The organism is Streptomyces noursei ATCC 11455, from assembly GCF_001704275.1.
Classification (GTDB): domain Bacteria; phylum Actinomycetota; class Actinomycetes; order Streptomycetales; family Streptomycetaceae; genus Streptomyces; species Streptomyces noursei.
The window spans coordinates 4,681,502-4,698,163 of the sequence record NZ_CP011533.1 but is presented as its reverse complement, the minus strand read 5'-3'; the positions used below and the strand labels follow the sequence as shown (position 1 = coordinate 4,698,163).

Annotated in this window: 15 protein-coding genes; 8 read left to right on the top strand and 7 right to left on the bottom strand. The window is 71.4% G+C overall.

Going from position 1 to position 16,662, the window contains the following annotated elements; translation table 11 throughout:
• The first annotated feature begins 42 nt into the window (after window positions 1–42).
• Window positions 43–1,719 (top strand): sensor histidine kinase, encoded by a 1,677-nt coding sequence (locus tag SNOUR_RS19775; RefSeq protein WP_067348976.1) that lies wholly within the window; start codon window positions 43–45, stop codon window positions 1,717–1,719.
• Between the two features lie 282 nt (window positions 1,720–2,001).
• Here SNOUR_RS19775 and SNOUR_RS19770 read toward each other — a convergent pair whose 3' ends face one another.
• A complete protein-coding gene (locus SNOUR_RS19770; protein WP_067348973.1) occupies window positions 2,002–2,961 on the bottom strand; it encodes an HAD-IIB family hydrolase in 960 nt (319 codons plus the stop codon).
• 111 nt (window positions 2,962–3,072) lie between these two features.
• Here SNOUR_RS19770 and SNOUR_RS19765 point away from each other — a divergent pair, with 111 nt between their 5' ends.
• From SNOUR_RS19765 to pspAB, 3 genes are all read left to right on the top strand, one after another.
• Window positions 3,073–3,969, top strand: coding sequence for an LLM class flavin-dependent oxidoreductase (locus SNOUR_RS19765; RefSeq protein ID WP_067348971.1), 897 nt, complete (start codon window positions 3,073–3,075; stop codon window positions 3,967–3,969).
• Between the two features lie 188 nt (window positions 3,970–4,157).
• Window positions 4,158–5,057 (top strand): zinc metalloprotease HtpX, encoded by a 900-nt coding sequence (gene htpX, locus SNOUR_RS19760; RefSeq protein ID WP_039634601.1) that lies wholly within the window; start codon window positions 4,158–4,160, stop codon window positions 5,055–5,057.
• A 101-nt stretch (window positions 5,058–5,158) separates the two neighbouring features.
• Window positions 5,159–5,722, top strand: a complete 564-nt coding sequence (gene pspAB / locus SNOUR_RS19755) for a PspA-associated protein PspAB (protein ID WP_067348968.1) — start codon at window positions 5,159–5,161, stop codon at window positions 5,720–5,722.
• A 37-nt stretch (window positions 5,723–5,759) separates the two neighbouring features.
• Here the strand turns inward: pspAB and SNOUR_RS19750 are convergent, their stop codons facing one another.
• Together SNOUR_RS19750 and SNOUR_RS19745 are read right to left on the bottom strand one after the other, a co-directional pair.
• On the bottom strand, window positions 5,760–6,302 hold the full coding sequence (locus SNOUR_RS19750) for an RNA 2'-phosphotransferase (protein ID WP_067348965.1): 543 nt from the start codon (window positions 6,300–6,302) through the stop codon (window positions 5,760–5,762).
• Between the two features lie 74 nt (window positions 6,303–6,376).
• Entirely contained in the window at window positions 6,377–6,991 is a 615-nt protein-coding gene (locus SNOUR_RS19745) for a PadR family transcriptional regulator (RefSeq protein WP_067348963.1), read from the bottom strand.
• 187 nt (window positions 6,992–7,178) lie between these two features.
• On the opposite strand from SNOUR_RS19745, the gene SNOUR_RS19740 reads away from it, so the two are divergent.
• Both SNOUR_RS19740 and SNOUR_RS19735 read left to right on the top strand, forming a co-directional pair.
• The gene (locus SNOUR_RS19740) at window positions 7,179–7,769 is read left to right on the top strand and encodes a DUF3159 domain-containing protein (protein ID WP_079142785.1); all 591 of its coding nucleotides are present in this window, start codon (window positions 7,179–7,181) and stop codon (window positions 7,767–7,769) included.
• Complete coding sequence (locus SNOUR_RS19735) at window positions 7,766–9,115, top strand: carotenoid oxygenase family protein (RefSeq protein WP_067348961.1); 1,350 nt, start codon at window positions 7,766–7,768, stop codon at window positions 9,113–9,115. The genes SNOUR_RS19740 and SNOUR_RS19735 overlap by 4 nt, the downstream gene beginning before the upstream one ends.
• 138 nt (window positions 9,116–9,253) lie before the next feature.
• On the opposite strand, the gene SNOUR_RS19730 is transcribed toward SNOUR_RS19735, so the two are convergent.
• The 4 genes from SNOUR_RS19730 to SNOUR_RS19715 all read right to left on the bottom strand — a co-directional run bounded on the left by SNOUR_RS19730 (window position 9,254) and on the right by SNOUR_RS19715 (window position 14,459).
• Window positions 9,254–10,327 carry a MerR family transcriptional regulator gene (locus SNOUR_RS19730; RefSeq protein ID WP_067348959.1) on the bottom strand — a complete coding sequence of 358 codons (1,074 nt, stop codon included), beginning with the start codon at window positions 10,325–10,327 and terminating at the stop codon, window positions 9,254–9,256.
• Between the two features lie 397 nt (window positions 10,328–10,724).
• A complete protein-coding gene (locus SNOUR_RS19725) occupies window positions 10,725–11,642 on the bottom strand; it encodes a metal-dependent hydrolase (protein ID WP_067348957.1) in 918 nt (305 codons plus the stop codon).
• 127 nt (window positions 11,643–11,769) lie between these two features.
• Window positions 11,770–13,500, bottom strand: a complete 1,731-nt coding sequence (locus SNOUR_RS19720; protein ID WP_067348954.1) for an SDR family oxidoreductase — start codon at window positions 13,498–13,500, stop codon at window positions 11,770–11,772.
• A gap of 92 nt (window positions 13,501–13,592) precedes the next feature.
• Window positions 13,593–14,459, bottom strand: coding sequence for a M24 family metallopeptidase (locus SNOUR_RS19715; RefSeq protein ID WP_067348951.1), 867 nt, complete (start codon window positions 14,457–14,459; stop codon window positions 13,593–13,595).
• Between the two features lie 246 nt (window positions 14,460–14,705).
• Here SNOUR_RS19715 and SNOUR_RS19710 point away from each other — a divergent pair, with 246 nt between their 5' ends.
• Both SNOUR_RS19710 and SNOUR_RS19705 read left to right on the top strand, forming a co-directional pair.
• Window positions 14,706–15,767 carry an ABC transporter ATP-binding protein gene (locus SNOUR_RS19710; protein WP_167739057.1) on the top strand — a complete coding sequence of 354 codons (1,062 nt, stop codon included), beginning with the start codon at window positions 14,706–14,708 and terminating at the stop codon, window positions 15,765–15,767.
• The gene (locus SNOUR_RS19705) at window positions 15,764–16,657 is read left to right on the top strand and encodes an ABC transporter permease (RefSeq protein ID WP_067348947.1); all 894 of its coding nucleotides are present in this window, start codon (window positions 15,764–15,766) and stop codon (window positions 16,655–16,657) included. Before SNOUR_RS19710 ends, SNOUR_RS19705 begins: the two co-directional genes overlap by 4 nt.
• Window positions 16,658–16,662 lie beyond the last annotated feature (5 nt).

Sequence of the window (16,662 nt, the reverse complement as noted above, 5' to 3'; positions counted from 1 at the left end):
GACCCCCCGGACATTGGGAGAGGTAGCGGACGCCCGGATCCCATGGACGCCGCCACCGAGGCCACCCGTAGTCTCCGCGGGCTGTCGTCCGAGCTGACCGCGCGGGTGCCACAGCTGCTGGAGGCGATGCGCACGGTCGGCGCCGGGCTGGACCTGCACATCACGCTGGACCGGATCGTGGAGACCGCCGCCGAGCTCGCCAATGCGCGCTACGCCGCGATCGGGATCATCGACGACGCCCGGGAGGGGCTGTCGGACTTCGTGACCTACGGCGTGACCGGGGAGCAGCACGAGCGCATCGGCGCCCTGCCCGACGGCCACAAGGGCCTGCTCGGCGCGCTGATCCACGACCCGAAGCCGGTGCGGCTGGCCGACCTCGCCAAGGATCCGCGCTCGGCCGGCTTCCCGCCGGGCCACCCGCCGATGCGGTCGTTCCTCGGGGTACCGATCCGGGTCCAGGGCGAGATCTTCGGGAATCTCTATCTGACCGAGAAACGCGGCGGCGAGTTCAGCGAAGAGGACCTGCACATGGTGCGGGTGCTGGCCACCGAGGCCGGTATCGCGATCGGCAACGCCCGGCTGTACGCGGCGACCCGGCAGCGGGAGCGCTGGATCGACGGGTCGGTGGCGGTGACCACCGAGCTGCTCGCCGGCAGCGATGTCGACGATGCGCTCGCGGTGGTCGCGGAGCAGGCGAAGAAGCTGGCGGATTCGGCGGCCGGCATCGTGCTGCTGCCGGACGAGGACGGCGGGCTGGAGATCGTCGCGGTGTCGGCCGACGACCCGACCGGGATCATGGGGACCCAGATCCCTCGGGAGAGCCCGGTGACCGAGCAACTCCTCGCCGGTGAGCCGGTATTCGTGGACGACTCGGCCAGTGATCCGCGCATGGTCACCCACCTCGCGCCGCGCTTCGGCCCGAGCATGATGCTGCCGCTCAAGAGCGGCGGCCGGGTGCTCGGCACGCTCGCCACACCGCGGGGCCGTGGGGCCCGCCCGTTCTCCGCCGCCGAGCGGACCCTGGCCACCCAGTTCGCCGCGCAGGCCGCGCTGGCGCTGGTGCTGGCCGACGCACAGCGCGACCGGGAGCGGCTGGCGGTCTACGAGGACCGCGACCGGATCGCCCGCGACCTGCACGATCTGGTGATCCAGCGGCTGTTCGCGGCGGGGATGATCCTGGAGAGCGCTCAGCGCAAGACCGTGGTGCCGGAGGTGGCCCGGCGGGTCGGCAAGGCCATCGACGAACTCGACATCACCATCCAGGAGATCAGGACCGCGATCTTCGCCCTGCAGCAGAGCCCGGCCGAGGCACCGTCGGGGCTCCGGACCCGGGTGCTGCGGGAGGTCGGCACCGCCGCCGTGCCGCTCGGTTTCCAGCCGTCGGCGCGGTTCGTCGGCCCGGTCGACTCCCGGGTCGGGGAACTGGCGGGCAAGAATCTCATCGCCGCGCTGCGCGAGGCGCTGTCGAACGCCTTCCGGCACGCCGAGGCGTCCCGGATCGAGGTCGTGGTGGACGCCACGGTCGACTTGCCGGACGGCACCCCCGGCGTCCGGCTGACCGTCGCCGACGACGGGGTGGGCATCGCGCAAGGCGGCCGGCGCAGCGGCCTCAAGAACCTCGCCAAGCGCGCGGAGTCCCTGGGCGGCTCCAGCACCTACGGCCCCGGACTGGGCGCGGGTGACAAGGGGACGATGGTGACGTGGGAGGCGCCGTTGTGAGGGGAGCGGGGGCGACGATCGCTCGGGCTTCCGCGCCAGAAGGGTGGCGATCGTCCTGGTCGCCCCTTCAGCGGGTTCCTGTGTCAGGCGCGCCGTGACCCTGCCGGGACCGCACCCCATGTCCACGGCCGATCGCGGGAGTTGAGCGTTTCACGTGAAACATGCGCGGACCGGGGCGGGGCGTGGTTTCACGTGAAACGGTCCGGGACGGCGCGCAGTTGGGGTTTCACGTGAAACCCCGGACCCGTCACGGGCCACTCTCCTGCCGTCGTCACAGCAGGCTCAACGCTCCTGGAGGATCCGCTCGATCACGACCGCCACGCCGTCGTCGTTGTTGGATTCCGTGCGGTGCGTGGTGGCCGCCAGTACGTCCGGGTGGGCGTTGGCCATGGCGTACGAGGTGCCGGCCCAGGTGAGCATCTCGATGTCGTTCGGCATGTCGCCGAAGGCGACGACCTCCTCCGGTGAGATCCCGCGTTCCGCGCAGCAGCGGGCGAGGGTGCCGGCCTTGCTGACGCCCAGGCCGCTGATCTCCAGGAGCGCGGTGGGGCTGGACCGGGTGAAGGACGCCAGGTGGCCCGCGGTGGTCCGGGCCAGCGCGAGGAAGGCGTCGGGGTCCAGGTCGGGGTGGTGCGCGAGCAGCTTGAGCACGGGCTGGTCGGAGGTGCCGTCGTCGCTGTGCGCGCGGGTGGCGCCCGCGGTGCCCGGTCCGGGCACATCGGAGTCGGTCGAATACGGGCCGTCGGTGCCGGGGCCGTCCGCCGGATCGGGGGCCGGGGACGCGGCGAACCCCTCGGCGAGGAGCTTCTCGGCCGGTGCGATCACCGCGGCCGGGTCGACGAGGAAGGGCGGGTACTGCGGCTCGTAGTGGATGCCACCGGTGCGTTCGACGGCGAAGGTGGTGCCGGGGGCCGCGTCGCGCAGGGCGTGGACGACGTCGAGCGCCGCTCCCGGGTCCAGGGGGCTGACCTCGACGAAGCGCGAACCCCGGTGCAGATCGACGACGGCCGCGCCGTTCGCGCAGATCGCCAGGCCATGGCCGTGCACATGATCGCTGACCACGTCCATCCAGCGGGCCGGGCGCCCGGTGACGAAGAACACCTCGATGCCTGCTGCCTCCGCGGCGGCGAGCGCGGCGATCGTCCGGTCGGAGACCGTCTTGTCGTCGTGCAGCAGCGTGCCGTCGAGGTCGGTGGCGATAAGCCGGATGGGCCGGGGCGGCGCGGCGGGGGCATCAGTCACGGGGCCATCTTCGCGTACCGGCACGTACAGGCGTGCGGTGGGTGTCACACATGAGCCGGGCGAGGACGCGGCCGGGCGGGCTTTCTCCGGAGTCACCGTACGCTCGGGGACATGCGACTGAGCACAGTGATCCTGCCCGTCCGACGCTGGTCCGATGGCGGGAAGGAGGTATGGCGGCGCGCCGAGGAGCTGGGGTTCCACGCTGCGTACACGTACGACCACCTGTCCTGGCGGAGCTTCCGCGACCAGGCATGGTTCGGCGCCCTCCCGACGCTGACCGCGGCTGCCGCCGCGACCTCGCGGATACGTCTGGGCACCCTCGTCACCTCGCCGAACTTCCGGCACCCGGTCACCCTCGCCAAGGAGCTGATCTCGCTCGACGACATCAGCGAGGGGCGCGTCACGCTGGGCATCGGCGCCGGCGGCAACGGCTTCGACGCCACCGCGCTCGGCCAGGATCCCTGGTCGCCGCGCGAACGGGCGGACCGCTTCGCGGAGTTCACGGCGCTGCTGCACCAGTTGCTGACCCAGGACGCCGTCTCCTACGAAGGCACCCACTACTCCGCGGACGAGGTGCGGAACATCCCCGGCTGTGTGCAGCGGCCGCGGCTGCCGTTCGCGGTGGCGGCCACCGGCCCGCGCGGGCTGAAGCTGGCGGCCCGCTACGGGCAGGCGTGGGTGACCACCGGTGACCCCAAGGTGTCGAACGCGGGCGGCACCCCGGCCGAGTCGCGGGAGGCCATTCGCAGGCAGGTCGAGGGGCTGGCCAAGGCGTGCGCCGACCAGGGCCGGGACTTCGCCGAGCTCCACAAGATCATGCTGACCGGCTTCACCCCGGACCAGCCGCTGGACTCCGTGGACGCCTTCGTGGACTTCGCCGGGCGCCACGCCGAGCTGGGCATCGAGGAACTGGTCATCCACTGGCCGATCGCGGATTCGGTCTTCGCGGCCGACCCGGCGGTCTTCGAGCGGATCGCCACCGAGGGGCTGGCGCAGCTCGGCGCATAGCCACCCCTCCTCGACTTCAGGCCGTACCTCCCGATTCACTCCGGTATCCCGGCCGGGGCTTTACCCGGTATATAGCCGGCAAGAGGGAGAATTAGGACAGCGGTGCAGTGTGCGGGACCCGGCGCGCGGAGACGACTGCGTGACCGGGCCGGCGCACTGTGCGAAATGCGGTGCGTTGTGGAGGAGCCATGGCACAGACCCGATTCGCCCCGGACCGCGGGCTGACCTCGCGCATGGTCATGACGATGTTCTTCATCGGGCTGCTGTACGTCGTGGTGGTCAGCGCGCTGGTGGTACTGCTCAAGGGCGCCTGGGTGGTGGTGCTGCTGATCGCGGGGGGCATGTTCGTCGCACAGTTCTGGTTCAGCGACCGGATCGCGGCCTACAGCATGGGGGCGCACGAGGTCACGCCGGAACAGGCGCCCGAGTTGCACGGTGCCGTGGACCGGCTCTGTGCCCTGGCCGATATGCCCAAGCCGAGGGTCGCGATCGCCGAATCCGACGTACCGAACGCCTTCGCCACCGGCCGTAACCAGCAGAACTCCATGGTCTGCGCGACGACCGGGTTGCTCAGGCGGCTGGAGCCGGAGGAGCTGGAGGGCGTGCTGGCCCACGAGCTGTCGCACGTCGCCCATCGCGATGTCGCGGTGATGACCATCGCGTCGTTCCTCGGGGTCCTGGCCGGCATCATCACCCGCGCCGCCCTGTGGAGCGGTGTCGGGCGCAACAACCGCGATCAGAACGCCGCCATCGCCGTCCTGATCGTCACCGCCGTCAGCGTCGTCGTCTATGCCATCAGCTTCCTGCTGACCAGACTGCTCTCCCGCTACCGCGAGCTGTCCGCGGACCGGGCCGCCGCCCTCCTGACCGGCCGCCCCTCGGCGCTGGCCTCCGCTCTGACCAAGGTCACCGGCCAGATCGCGCGGATCCCGACGGAGGACCTCCGCAAGGCCCAGCCGTTCAACGCGTTCTACTTCGCCCCGGCGTTCAACAAGGAGAGCTTCAACCAGCTGCTGTCCTCGCACCCGACGCTGGAGCAGCGGCTCGACCAGCTGGGACGGATAGCAGCGCAGTTGGGGCGGCCCTGAGCGGCGGCGTCGGAGGGACGGCAGTGAGCGGCGCGTGGCGATGTTTCCCGTGAAACACGCCGTCGCGTCACCGGAGCAAGGGATCAAGGAGCAAGCCGCGCATGGGATTTCTGGACGCCATCCTCGGCCGTAGCAAGCCGGTACGGCCCGACCTGGACCAGCTCTTCGCGCTGCCGTCCGCCGCGGTCACTCTGGAGGCCGCAGCCGGATTCACCCCGACCGGCCTGGGATCGGTGTGCTTCGCGAGCGTCGAGGGCGGGGCGTTCGCACGGATCCAGGAGGAGGCGCGTGCGCTCCTGGACGGCGCGGTGGAGTTCACCCAGGACGCGTACGGCTATACATGGCTGCTGGTGCGGCACGCCTCGGAGGACGTGGCGGGTCTGGTCAACGATCTGCACGCGGTCAACACCTCCCTGGAGGAGGCGGGGTTCGGCCCGCAGCTGCTGTGCTCGCTGCTGGGATTCCGCGATGCGCGACAGCGGTCACTGGCGCTCGTCTACCTCTACAAACGCGGCACGTTCTACCCCTTCGCGCCGCACACCGGCGACGCAGAGAAGCGCGACAACCCGCTCGAACTCCAGGTGCGGGCGATGCTCGGGGACGATCTGACGATCGAGAAGGATCTTTCCCGGTGGTTCCCGGTGTGGGGAGCACCAGGACTCTGACCTGCGGGCTTTCTGAGGCGTTGCGCAAGGTGAGGGGTCAGCCGGGGAAACGGAGGAACTCCGGCGGCACATGACCGGTCAGCCAGACGCCGTTGGCGCTGACGCGGAAGACATGGCCGGCCCGGTGCATCGCCCCCGCGTCCACGGTCAGCACCACCGGCTTGCCGCGCCGGGCGCCGACCCGGGACGCGGTCTCGCGGTCCGACGAGAGGTGCACGGCCAGCCGCGACATCGGCCGCAGCCCCTCCTCCCGTATGGCGGCGACGCTGCGGGCCACCGTGCCGTGGAAGAGGAAGCCGGGTGGCACCGCCGGCGGCAGACCGAGGTCGACGCGCACGGAATGGCCCTGATTGGCGCGGATGCGGCCGTTCTCCAGGGTGTAGCGCTGCTTGTCGTTGTCGGCGACCACGGCCTCCAACTCCGCTCGGGAGAAGGGGAATCCGTGCCGCGCGGCAGCGTCGAGCAGCGCGGCCACCGGGACCCAGCCCTGAGCGTCGAGGGTGATGCCGATCCGCTCCGGTTCGTGGCGCAGGTGTTTGGCGAGGTACTTCGAAATGCGCACGGAGCGCTGGTGGTTCATGCCTTCAGGATGCCGCGGAGCGGTCGCCGCGGCACCTGCTATTCGGAGGCGGAGGCGCGGGGTCGGCGCGGGCGTCAGTCGCCGCCGGGCCGCTCCCCCACCGGCTGCTCGTCCTGCTCCGGCCGCTCCCTGCCGCGCTGTGCGCGGGCCAGTTCGCCGGCCTTCCGGGCCTTCGCGCCGGTCACCTCGTCGGCGGCCCAGCGGGCCCACTCCTCCATCGTCGCGGACATCCGCAGACCGTATTCCAGGGCGATGCGCCCGTAGACGGAGATCATCTCGTCGTCCCACTCCGCGGTCCGGTCGATCTGCTCGTACGCGGTGTGGGCGCGGGCGGCGGTCTCGGCCTGCGTGAGCAGGTACGACTGCGCCTCCAGCGGCGTGAGGATGCCGAGGAAGAACACCCGCAACAGGCCGTCGTGGCGCTGCGGGCCGGTGGGGGCGACCTCGGTGAGCCAGTGGCGCAGCTCGGCCAGGCCGTCGTCGGTGATCGCGTATTCCTTGCGGCCGCGCGGGCCGTGGGCGGCGACCTCGACCAGACCGGCCGTCGTGAGCTTGTTGAGTTCGCCGTACACCTGGCTCTGGGTGGCCGGCCAGACGCTGGTGAGCGAGGCGTTGAACAGCTTCATCAGGTCGTAGCCGCTCGCCGGGGATTCGGAGAGCAGGCCCAGTACCGCGTGTCTCAGGCTCATGACTCGCACTTTACCTTCCACAAGTGACATGTCAAAGCTGGACTTTCCATCTTCGACATGTCACAGTTGGAATGTCGCTGGGGCGGGGAGAGCCCGAAGCCAGCACGCGTTGTGGCCGTGTTCGTCGGCCTGGCGCACCGTCGAGCTGCCGTCCGTGGTGATCGGGCGCAACCGAAATGGGGGGATCATGAACTACCTGCGGAGCTTCGTTCCCTGGCTGGTCTTCGCGGGGGTGTCCACCGCCGGCTGGCAGTGGGGGGCGCTCGCCGGACTGGTGGCCTCGGCGGGGCTGCTGATAGCGGACCGCGCGGCGGGACTCTCGCTGGAGGACCGGCTGCTGGAGTACGGCAGCATCGTCTACTTCCTCGGTCTCTCCGTGCTGGCCTTCACGCGCCCCGACAGCGACCTCCAGCTCTACAGCGGTGCGATGTCGGTGGGTTGGCTGGCGCTCATCTCCTGGGTGTCGATCGCCGTCCGGCGCCCGTTCACCCTGGCGATCGCCCGGCGGATGGCCCCGCCCGAGGTCTGGGACACCCCGCTGTTCCGGCGCATCAACGTCGTGATCACCGCGGCCTGGGCGCTTTCCTTCACCCTGTCCGCGCTCGCCCAGGTCGCCATATCCGCCTACGGCCTCGGCATCGTCTTCTCGATCGTCGTCCAGGTCGCCGGATTCGTTCTTCCTGTCCGGTTCACCGCCACGTATCCCGACCGGGCCCGCGCCCGCTTCCTGCAGCACTCCGGCGCCCGGTTCGACGCCCAGGGAGGTATGGCCTCATGACCGTCACCCCATCCACCGCGGTATCCGAATCCTCCGCACCGCCACCGCATCTGGCCGGCAACTTCGCCCCGGTCACCGACGAACTGACCGCCTACGACCTCCCGGCCACCGGCACCATCCCGCCGGAGCTCACCGGCTGGTATCTGCGCAACGGCCCCAACCCGCAGGACGCCGCCAGCCGGCATTGGTTCTTCGGCGACGGCATGGTCCACGGCGTGCGCCTGGAGGGCGGCCGGGCCGTCTCGTACCGCAATCGCTGGGTCCGGACCTCGACCTTCACCGACGGCATCCGCCTCGGTGACGGGCCGGGCCGCCGCAATCTGGCCGCCGGTGTCGCCAACACCCATGTCGTCCGGCACGCCGGTCGCACGCTGGCGCTGGTCGAGTCGTCCTTCCCCTACGAGATCGACTGTCGGCCCGGACATGAGCTGGATACCGTCGGCCCCCATGACTTCGGCGGCCGGCTCGCCACTGCCATGACCGCCCACCCCAAGACCTGTCCCACCACCGGCGAGCTGCACTTTTTCGGGTACGGCCGTTCCAGTGCGCCCTATCTGACGTATCACCGGGCCGATGCGGCCGGTGAGTTGGTGGTCAGCCGTCCGGTCGACGTGCCCGGCGCCACGATGATGCACGACTTCCATCTGACGGCACGCCATGTGATCTTCATGGATCTGCCGATGGTTTACGACCGCGACCACGCCGGCATGCCCTACCGCTGGGATCCGGGGTACGGGGCCCGCCTGGGCGTGCTGCGCCGCGACGACCCCCATGGCGAGGTCCGCTGGCTGGACATCGACCCCTGCTACGTCTTCCACTCGCTGAACGCCCATGACGACGGCGACCAGCGGATCGTCCTCTATGTCTCCCGCTACGCCACGTTGGCCGGTCATGCGCCGCCCTGCCTGTGGCGCTGGACGATCGACCTCGCCGCGGGCACGGTGGCGGAGGAGCAAATCGACGACCAGATGGGCGAGTTCCCCCGGATAGACGACCGCCTGGCCGGGCTGCCCGCCCGGTTCGGCCATGTCACGGCCGCGGAGGCACCGGGCACCGGTGCGATACCCGGCGCCCTGCTCCGCTACGACCTGCGGACCGGCGGGGTGGCCCGCTATGGCTTCGGCCCGGGGCGTACCCCGGGCGAGGCGGCGTTCGCCCCCGCCGACGACCGTCCGGGCGGCCCCGGCTGGCTCATCACCTACGTCTACGACGCCACCACCGACACCAGCGACCTCGTGATCCTCGACGCCGAGGACATCACCGCCGGCCCGGTCGCGACGGTTTCCCTGCCACGCCGGGTGCCGTACGGCTTCCACGGCAACTGGCTGCCGGATCCGACGGGTTGAGGCAGCCCGTCGGGGTGGCCGGGCGGGCGGGCCGCCCGGCGTGATCCTTGACAACTGGAGAGGGAAGCAGGCGAGGCGGGCCCCGAGGCGGCCGGCCGTGGGGGGGAGCCGCCCGGGGGAGGAGGGTCTCCGGGCGGGTCAGTGTCCGGGGGCGTCCTCAGCGGTGGTCCGGGTGCCCCGGGCCGCCGCGGCCAGGGCGTCCATGGCGCGGGCATGCGCCTCGCGCTGTGCGGCGGCGGCGATGAAAGCGGCCGTGTTCTCCGGGCCCACCAGGTCGCGTACGGCCTGAACGGCCGCGATGGGGAGCAGCACGGCCTCCGAGCCGGTCGCGGGACGGGGGGCCGCGGTAGGCCCGGGGGGCACCGCTGCCCCGGGGTGGAGCTCTGGCTCCGGCACGGGTCCGGTGGGCTCCTGCAGGCCGGACGGCACCGATGGCCCCGATGCGCCCGCCGTTCCCGACGACAGGGCCTCGGCGAGGTGGTGATGGATGTACCGGGTGGCCAGTGTCCGCATGGCGCGGGCGAGTTCGGCGTCGATGGTCTGCTGGGCCAGGGGACGGAGACGACGCACCAGGGCCGTGGCCTCCGCCGTCTCCGCCTCGGTGGGCGGATGGTTCAGGAACGACTGGAAGACGTGCTCGGCGGTGAAGTCCAGGAAACGGGAGGCGATGTGTTCGACCTGGCCGCGCAACTCTCGCAGGTGGCCGGAGATCGCCAGCAGCGGCACACCCGCCGCATGGAGTTCGGAGGCGACCGCGAGCTCCTGTGGACTGGGGACCAGGAACTCGTCGTCCCGCGCCGGCACGCGCACCAGGACGCCGAGCTCGACGGCCTCGGTCACCGCCTGCTCGTTGGGGGTACCGCCGAAGGCGGCGTCCAGGTCGTCGCGGGTGATCCGGGTCGGCTTCTCGTCGGTCCACGGCCCGTCGATCTCGGCGACCAGACCCAGGACCCCGCCCAGGTCACGGCCGGCGTCCCAGGCTTCGAGGAGTTCCTTGATGCTGGCGAGGGTGTAACCGCGGTCGAGCAGGTCGGCGATCTGGCGCAGCCGGGCCAGGTGGGCGTCGCCGTACACATTGGCACGGCCGCGACGCTCGGGGCGGGGCAGCAGCCCCCGGTCCTGGTAGGCCCGGATGGTGCGGACCGTGGCGCCACTGAGGTGGGCCAGGTCCTCGATGCGGTACTCGGCCGTCGGCGGCTGCTCGGGCGTCACTGTGGTGCTCCTTACGTGACGGCCGCCTCATTCAGGAGGCCGCGTTACCGGTCAGCCATCACGGGGTGGCTGCTGCGAGGCGGTGGCCCAGGGAGGCCGAGGAGGCCGTGCCGGGGCCGGGCGCGCCACCGGCCGTGGCCGGCCACCGTTCGTACCGCCACGGGCCGGGGGCGGCGGTGCCACGATACGGCCGCCTGATCGGCGTCGGGGTGGGGTGGTCGCCCGCACGGGACGGTCGGTGCGACCGGGCTCGGACCACGGGACGGCTCGGCACGCCGACCGGGGACGCGGGCGGGCCCCGTACGTCAGCCGGGGGCGAGTGGTCGGGCGGGTGTCGGGCGGAGGCGGTCCGTGGCGGCGGACGCGGCCGGCTGATGCCGCCCGACACGGACGGCCGTTACGGGAGTGCCGCGCGGCCTATCGCGCCGGCTGCGGCTCGGGCGGCCGGGGAGGAGGCGAGATAGGCGACGGCGGCACGCAGCGAGCCTTCCTGGGAGGGGTGGTAGGAGCGTCGGACATAGCGGGGGATCGCCGCGCCCAGTTGCCGCCAGCTGGGTAACAGCCCCTTGCGGACGGCGCGGTTGTGCGCGCGCAGCGAATAGCGGGAGGGGGCGGACAACCGAGGGTCGTGGCGCAGGAGATAGGTCGCGCCCCAGCACCAGAGGTAGAGCAGGACGGGGGCGGTCACGGCCATGGCCAGGACGCGGCGGGCGTAGCGGGCGGGTTCTTCGCCGCCGGTGTGCTGGTACATGTCGAAGGCGACCGCGCGGTGCTCGACCTCTTCGGCGCCGTGCCAGCGGAGCAGATCGAGCATCACCGGATCGGGGCCGGCGTGGTCCAGGCCGTCTGCGCCCAGGACCCAGCTGCCGAGCACGGCGGTGAACTGCTCGATGGCGGCGATCAGGGCGAGCCGGAAGCGCAGCCACTCCTGCTCGGGGATCGGGACGCCGAAGGGGGGCCGCTCCCCGAGGAGGTGCTCGAAGAGGAAGTCGACGTGCCGGGTGTACGGGGTGGTGTCGAGGCCCTGATGGGCCAGGTGGTCCAGGACGTGGGCGTGCTGGACGCTGTGCGTGGCCTCCTGGCCCATGAAGCCCTTCACGTCCTTGAGGAGGTGCTCGTCCCGGATCAGGGGGAGGGCTTCCTTGAAGACCTTGACGAACCACCGCTCGCCGGCAGGGAGCAGCAGGTGCAGCACATTGATCACATGGGTGGCGGTGGGCTCGTCCGGTATCCAGTGCAGCGGGGTCTCGCGCCAGTCGAAGGCGACCCGACGGGGCGCGATGGGGTGGTGCTCCTGGGGGCGTGGTGTGCTCATCAGCGGCTCCTGACGTGTGCGGTTCTCCTGACCTGGGTGGGGCGGGCGGCCGGGCCGGGGTGTGCGGCCCGGCCGCACACCGGATGCGGACCGTGGTGCGGGCGTGCGGGATGGGGACGCGGGCCGGTCACACGGGCGGCTTGAGCCGGGCGAGGGCGCGCAGCGCCCGTGGGGCGAAGCGGGACAGCAGGTGGGCGCCGCGCGCCTCGGGGGTGACCGGGACCACCGCCTGGTTGCGGACCACCGCGCGCAGGATGGCGTCGGCGACCTTCTCCGGCGGGTAGTTGCGCATCCCGTACATCCGCGCGGCCTTGGCCTGGCGGCGCTTCTCCTCCTCCTCGGAGACGCCGGTGAAGCGGGCCGTGCCGGTGATACCGGTGTTGACGAGCCCGGGGCAGATGGCGGTGACGCCGATGCCCGCTCCGGCGAGCTCGGCGCGCAGGCACTCGCTGAGCATGAGGACGGCTGCCTTGGAGGTGCTGTAGGCCGGCAGGATCCGGGACGGTTGGTAGGCGGCGGCCGAGGCGGTGTTGACGATGTGGCCGCCCTGGCCGCGGTCCGCCATCCGCCGGCCGAAGGCCCGGCAGCCGTGGATGACGCCCCACAGGTTGACGTCCAGGACCTTCTTCCAGTCCTCGGAGGTGGTGTCCAGGAAGGAGCCGGACAGTCCGATGCCGGCGTTGTTGACCAGCACGTCCACCGTGCCGTACTCGGCATCGACCTTGTCGGCGAGCTTCTCCATCGCCGCCTCGTCGGAGACGTCGACGGTCTCGCCCCATGCCTCCGGGGCGCCGATCAGCCGGGCCATGTCGGCGGTGCGGGTCGCGCCCTCGGCGTCCCGGTCGACGGCGATGATCCGCGCGCCGGCCTCCGCGAACGCGAACGCGGTCGCCCGGCCGATGCCGCTGGCCGCGCCGGTCACCAGTACCAGCTGGCCGCCGAAGCGGTCGGCGTACGGACCGGAGGCCGCGACGTCCTTCGTCGGGTCGCCCTCCTCCTTGGCGGTGACGAACTCACCGATCCAGGCGGCGAGTTGGTCGGGGCGGGTGCGCGGCACCCAGTGCTTGGCCGGGAGGGTGCGGCGCACCAGTTGGGGCGCCCACCGGTCGAGGTCGTCGTAGAGCCGCTGGGAGAGGAACGCGTCGCCGGTCGGGACGATGAGCTGGACCGGGCAGTGCGCGTAGGCGTCGGCGCGCGGGTGGCGGAGCCGGGCGCGGACGTTGTCGCGGTAGAGCCAGGCGCCGTGGGCCGCGTCGGTGGGCAGTGACGCGGTGGGGTAGTCACCGCCGGGCACCTTCTCCACCCGCTGGAGGATTCCCGGCCACCGCTTGCCGAGCGGGCCCTTCCAGGCCAGTTCGGGCAGGGCGGGGGTGTGCAGCAGGTAGACGTACCAGGACTTGGCGCCCTGGTTGAGCAGCTGGGCGGCCCGCCCGGGGGTGGGGCGCCCGAGCCGCTTCTTGATCCAGTGGCCGAAGTGGTCCAGGGACGGCCCGGACATGGAGGTGAAGGAGGCGATCCGGCCCTCCGTGCGCCGCACGGTCGCGAACTCCCATGCCTGGACGGAGCCCCAGTCGTGGCCCACGAGGTGGACCGGCCGGTCGGGGCTGACCGCGTCCGCGACGGCCAGGAAGTCGTCGGTCAGCTTCTCCAGGGTGAAGCCGCCGCGCAGCGGCCGCGGCGCGGTGGAGCGACCGCAGCCCCGGACGTCGTAGAGCACCACGTGGAAGCGGTCGGCCAGGCCGCGGGCGACCTCGGACCAGACCTCCTTGCTGTCCGGATAGCCGTGCACCAGCATCACCGTGGGTCGGTCCGGATCGCCGAACTCGGCGACGCACAGTTCGATGCCGCCGGTGCGCACCCAGCGCTCCCGGGCCTCGGGGAGCCCGGTCCCGGTCGGCGCCGGCCTTCCGGTGCCCCGGCGCTGCCGCCCGTCCCGTCCAGGTCCTGTCTTCACGCGGCCCTCTCCTCCTGCCAGCGCCGCACATGCGGCAGATCGTCGTCCAGCCAAAAGGCGCTTTCCTGCGGGTCCCTGGAGTCCGTGACGGCCAGGATCTCCTCGAACTTCGCCCCTGTGCCCCGGAAGCCGAGGTGGGGTTCCACCGCCCACAGCCCGGGCTGCGGCGGGTGATCGGAGAAGGTGTACGGGCTCCACAGCGGGGACCAGCCCTCCCGGTGGCCGTGCAGCGCGTCCGAGGCGAGGCCCCTGAGGGACTGGGTGCCGAACCCGAAGACGGTGGGGGACCAGCGGCGCTGCCGCACCCGGTCGACCTTGTGCGCGATGACGCCGAAGGGATAGGCGCGGTGCCGGTTGGCGTACCCCTGCCGCACCATGAGCCGGTCGACGTCCTCGTAGATCTCGCGCAGCGGACGGCGTTCGCGCACCTCGCTCAGGATCAGGTCGCGGTGGGCTTCGAGATCGGCGAGGAGCCGGTCGTGCACGGGGTTGAGCCCCAGACAGCCGGAGTAGCCGATGTCGGCGGTGCAGCCGTTGTGGACCGGAGCCATGTCGAGGATGAACGGCATGCCCGGTTCCAGTTCGCGGTTGGTGGGGAAGAACTGCAGCGGCACACGGAAGTTCACGAACGCGGTGCGGTCCCCGAACCATGCGAACGGCAGATGGAACCAGTCCCGTACGCCGCGCTCGCGCAGCCACTCGCGCTGCATCCGCGCCGCCGCGCGCTCGGTGACCCCGGGCTTGAGCTGGGCGGCCACGGCTTCCGCACAGGCGTAGGCGAGTCGTTGTACCTCCCGGAATCCCTTGAGCTCGGCGGTGAGTTCTCCCGTCGTTGCTGCGGTCGCTGAGGTGACTGAGGCCATCGCCAACCGTCCGTCCGTAAGCGGTTCATCGCGGTACGTGCCCGTAACTTGCCAGTGATGAATGTGACAATGGTTGGCGGCTGCGTCAAGAGGTGTGCGGCGGACGAGGCCAACGACACGGCCCGACCCCGACTTCTGTGCCGCTGAAGCAGGAGAACCCCTACGGGCATCTCGTACCGGAGGGCTACGCGAAGACCACCGCTGGGGTTGACGACGGGGGTGCCCGGCGCCACTACCTTCGAACACGTGACTGTGATCGTGACCGAAAGTCTGACCAAGCGGTACCCGAGGGTGACCGCCCTGGACCGGCTCTCCGTTGACATCGCCCCCGGCGTAACGGGCCTGGTGGGTGCCAACGGCGCCGGAAAGTCGACCCTGATCAAGATCCTGCTCGGCCTGGCTCCGGCCACCGAGGGGACCGCCCACGTCCTCGGACTGGACGTGACCAAGGACGGCAGCACCATTCGTGAGCGGGTCGGCTATATGCCCGAGCACGACTGCCTGCCGCCCGACGTCTCCGCCACCGAGTTCGTGGTGCACATGGCGCGGATGGCCGGCCTGCCGCCGACCGCCGCCCGGGAGCGCACCGCCGACACCCTGCGCCACGTCGGGCTCTACGAGGAGCGGTACCGCCCCATCGGCGGCTACTCCACCGGCATGAAGCAGCGGGTGAAGCTGGCCCAGGCGTTGGTGCACGATCCCCAGCTGGTGTTCCTGGACGAGCCCACCAACGGCCTGGACCCGGTCGGCCGGGACGAGATGCTCGGCCTGATCCGGCGCGTCCACACCGACTTCGGGATCTCGGTCCTGGTCACCTCCCACCTCCTGGGGGAGCTGGAGCGCACCTGCGACCACGTCGTCGTGGTCAACGGCGGCAAGCTGCTGCGCTCGTCCTCCACCACGGAGTTCACCAAGGTCACCACCTCGCTGGCGGTGGAGGTCACCGACACCGACGCCCATCCGGACGGCACCGGAGCGCTGCGCGCCGCGCTGGCCGCGGCCGGCGCAGCGGTGACCACCGGCGCACCCGGCGCCGAGGGGCTGGCCTCCCCCGGGCACGTCCTCTTCGTCGAGGCGACCGGGGACGCGACGTACGACCTGGTGCGCGACACCGTCGCCGGGCTCGGGCTCGGCCTGGTGCGGATGGAGCAGCGGCGGCATCAGATCGCCGAAGTGTTCCGCGACGCCGACGCACAGGCGGCGGTCGGTGCACCGGCGCAGACCGGCGGCGCACCGGCGGAGAGGGCCGCGACGACCGGGCAGAACACCGATCGCCCCACCACCGTGGGCGGAGGGAACGCAGGATGAGTACGGAAACGACGCCGGGTGGCGCTTACATCCACAACATCGGCTACCGCCACTACGACGGCCCTCGGTTGGGCCGCGCCTACGCCCGGCGGTCGCTGTTCTCGCAGAGCCTGCGCGGCGCGTACGGCCTCGGGCGGTCGGCGAAGAGCAAGGTGCTGCCGATGCTGCTCTTCGCGGTGATGTGCATGCCCGCCGGGATCATGGTCGCGGTGACGATGTTCACCAAGGCCAGCAGCCTCCCGATCGGCTACACCCGGTACGCCATCTACCTCCAGGCCGTCATCGGCCTGTACCTGGCGTCCCAGGCCCCGCAGTCCGTCTCCCGCGACCTGCGTTTCAAGACCATCCCGCTGTATTTCTCCCGGCCGATCGAGCGGGTCGACTACGTCGTGGCGAAGTTCGCGGCGATGGCGAGCGCGCTGTTCATCCTGACCGCCGCCCCGCTGGTGATCCTCTATGTGGGGGCGCTGCTGGGGAAGTTGGACTTCGTCGACCAGACCAAGGGGTTCGGGCAGGGACTGGTCTGTGTCGCGCTGCTCTCGGTGCTGTTCGCCGGGATAGGACTGGTCGTCTCGGCGCTCACCCCGCGTCGCGGCTTCGGGGTCGCCGCCGTGATCGCCGTGCTGACCATTCCGTACGGCGCGGTCAGTGCCATCCAGGGCATCGCCAGCCTCCAGGGCAGCGAATCGGCCGTCGGTTGGCTGGGGCTGTTCTCGCCCATCACCCTCGTCGACGGGGTGCAGGCCACGTTCCTGGGCGGCACCAGTTCCTTCCCCAACGGGCTGGCGCCCACCACCGGCGCCGGATTCGTCTACCTCCTCGTCTCGCTGCTCGTCATCGCCGGCTGCTACGGCCTGCTGATGCGCCGCTACCGGAAGGCCGGGCTGTGACCGCC

Bases quoted from the DNA above. Each gene is read 5' to 3' on its own strand.
- SNOUR_RS19775 (WP_067348976.1), top strand. From the start codon at position 43: ATGGACGCCGCCACCGAGGCCACCCGTAGTCTCCGCGGGCTGTCGTCC.
- SNOUR_RS19765 (WP_067348971.1), top strand. From the start codon at position 3,073: ATGCGACTGAGCACAGTGATCCTGCCCGTCCGACGCTGGTCCGATGGC.
- htpX (WP_039634601.1), top strand. From the start codon at position 4,158: ATGGCACAGACCCGATTCGCCCCGGACCGCGGGCTGACCTCGCGCATG.
- pspAB (WP_067348968.1), top strand. From the start codon at position 5,159: ATGGGATTTCTGGACGCCATCCTCGGCCGTAGCAAGCCGGTACGGCCC.
- SNOUR_RS19750 (WP_067348965.1), bottom strand. From the start codon at position 6,302: ATGAACCACCAGCGCTCCGTGCGCATTTCGAAGTACCTCGCCAAACAC.
- SNOUR_RS19745 (WP_067348963.1), bottom strand. From the start codon at position 6,991: ATGAGCCTGAGACACGCGGTACTGGGCCTGCTCTCCGAATCCCCGGCG.
- SNOUR_RS19740 (WP_079142785.1), top strand. From the start codon at position 7,179: ATGAACTACCTGCGGAGCTTCGTTCCCTGGCTGGTCTTCGCGGGGGTG.
- SNOUR_RS19735 (WP_067348961.1), top strand. From the start codon at position 7,766: ATGACCGTCACCCCATCCACCGCGGTATCCGAATCCTCCGCACCGCCA.
- SNOUR_RS19725 (WP_067348957.1), bottom strand. From the start codon at position 11,642: ATGAGCACACCACGCCCCCAGGAGCACCACCCCATCGCGCCCCGTCGG.
- SNOUR_RS19715 (WP_067348951.1), bottom strand. From the start codon at position 14,459: ATGGCCTCAGTCACCTCAGCGACCGCAGCAACGACGGGAGAACTCACC.
- SNOUR_RS19705 (WP_067348947.1), top strand. From the start codon at position 15,764: ATGAGTACGGAAACGACGCCGGGTGGCGCTTACATCCACAACATCGGC.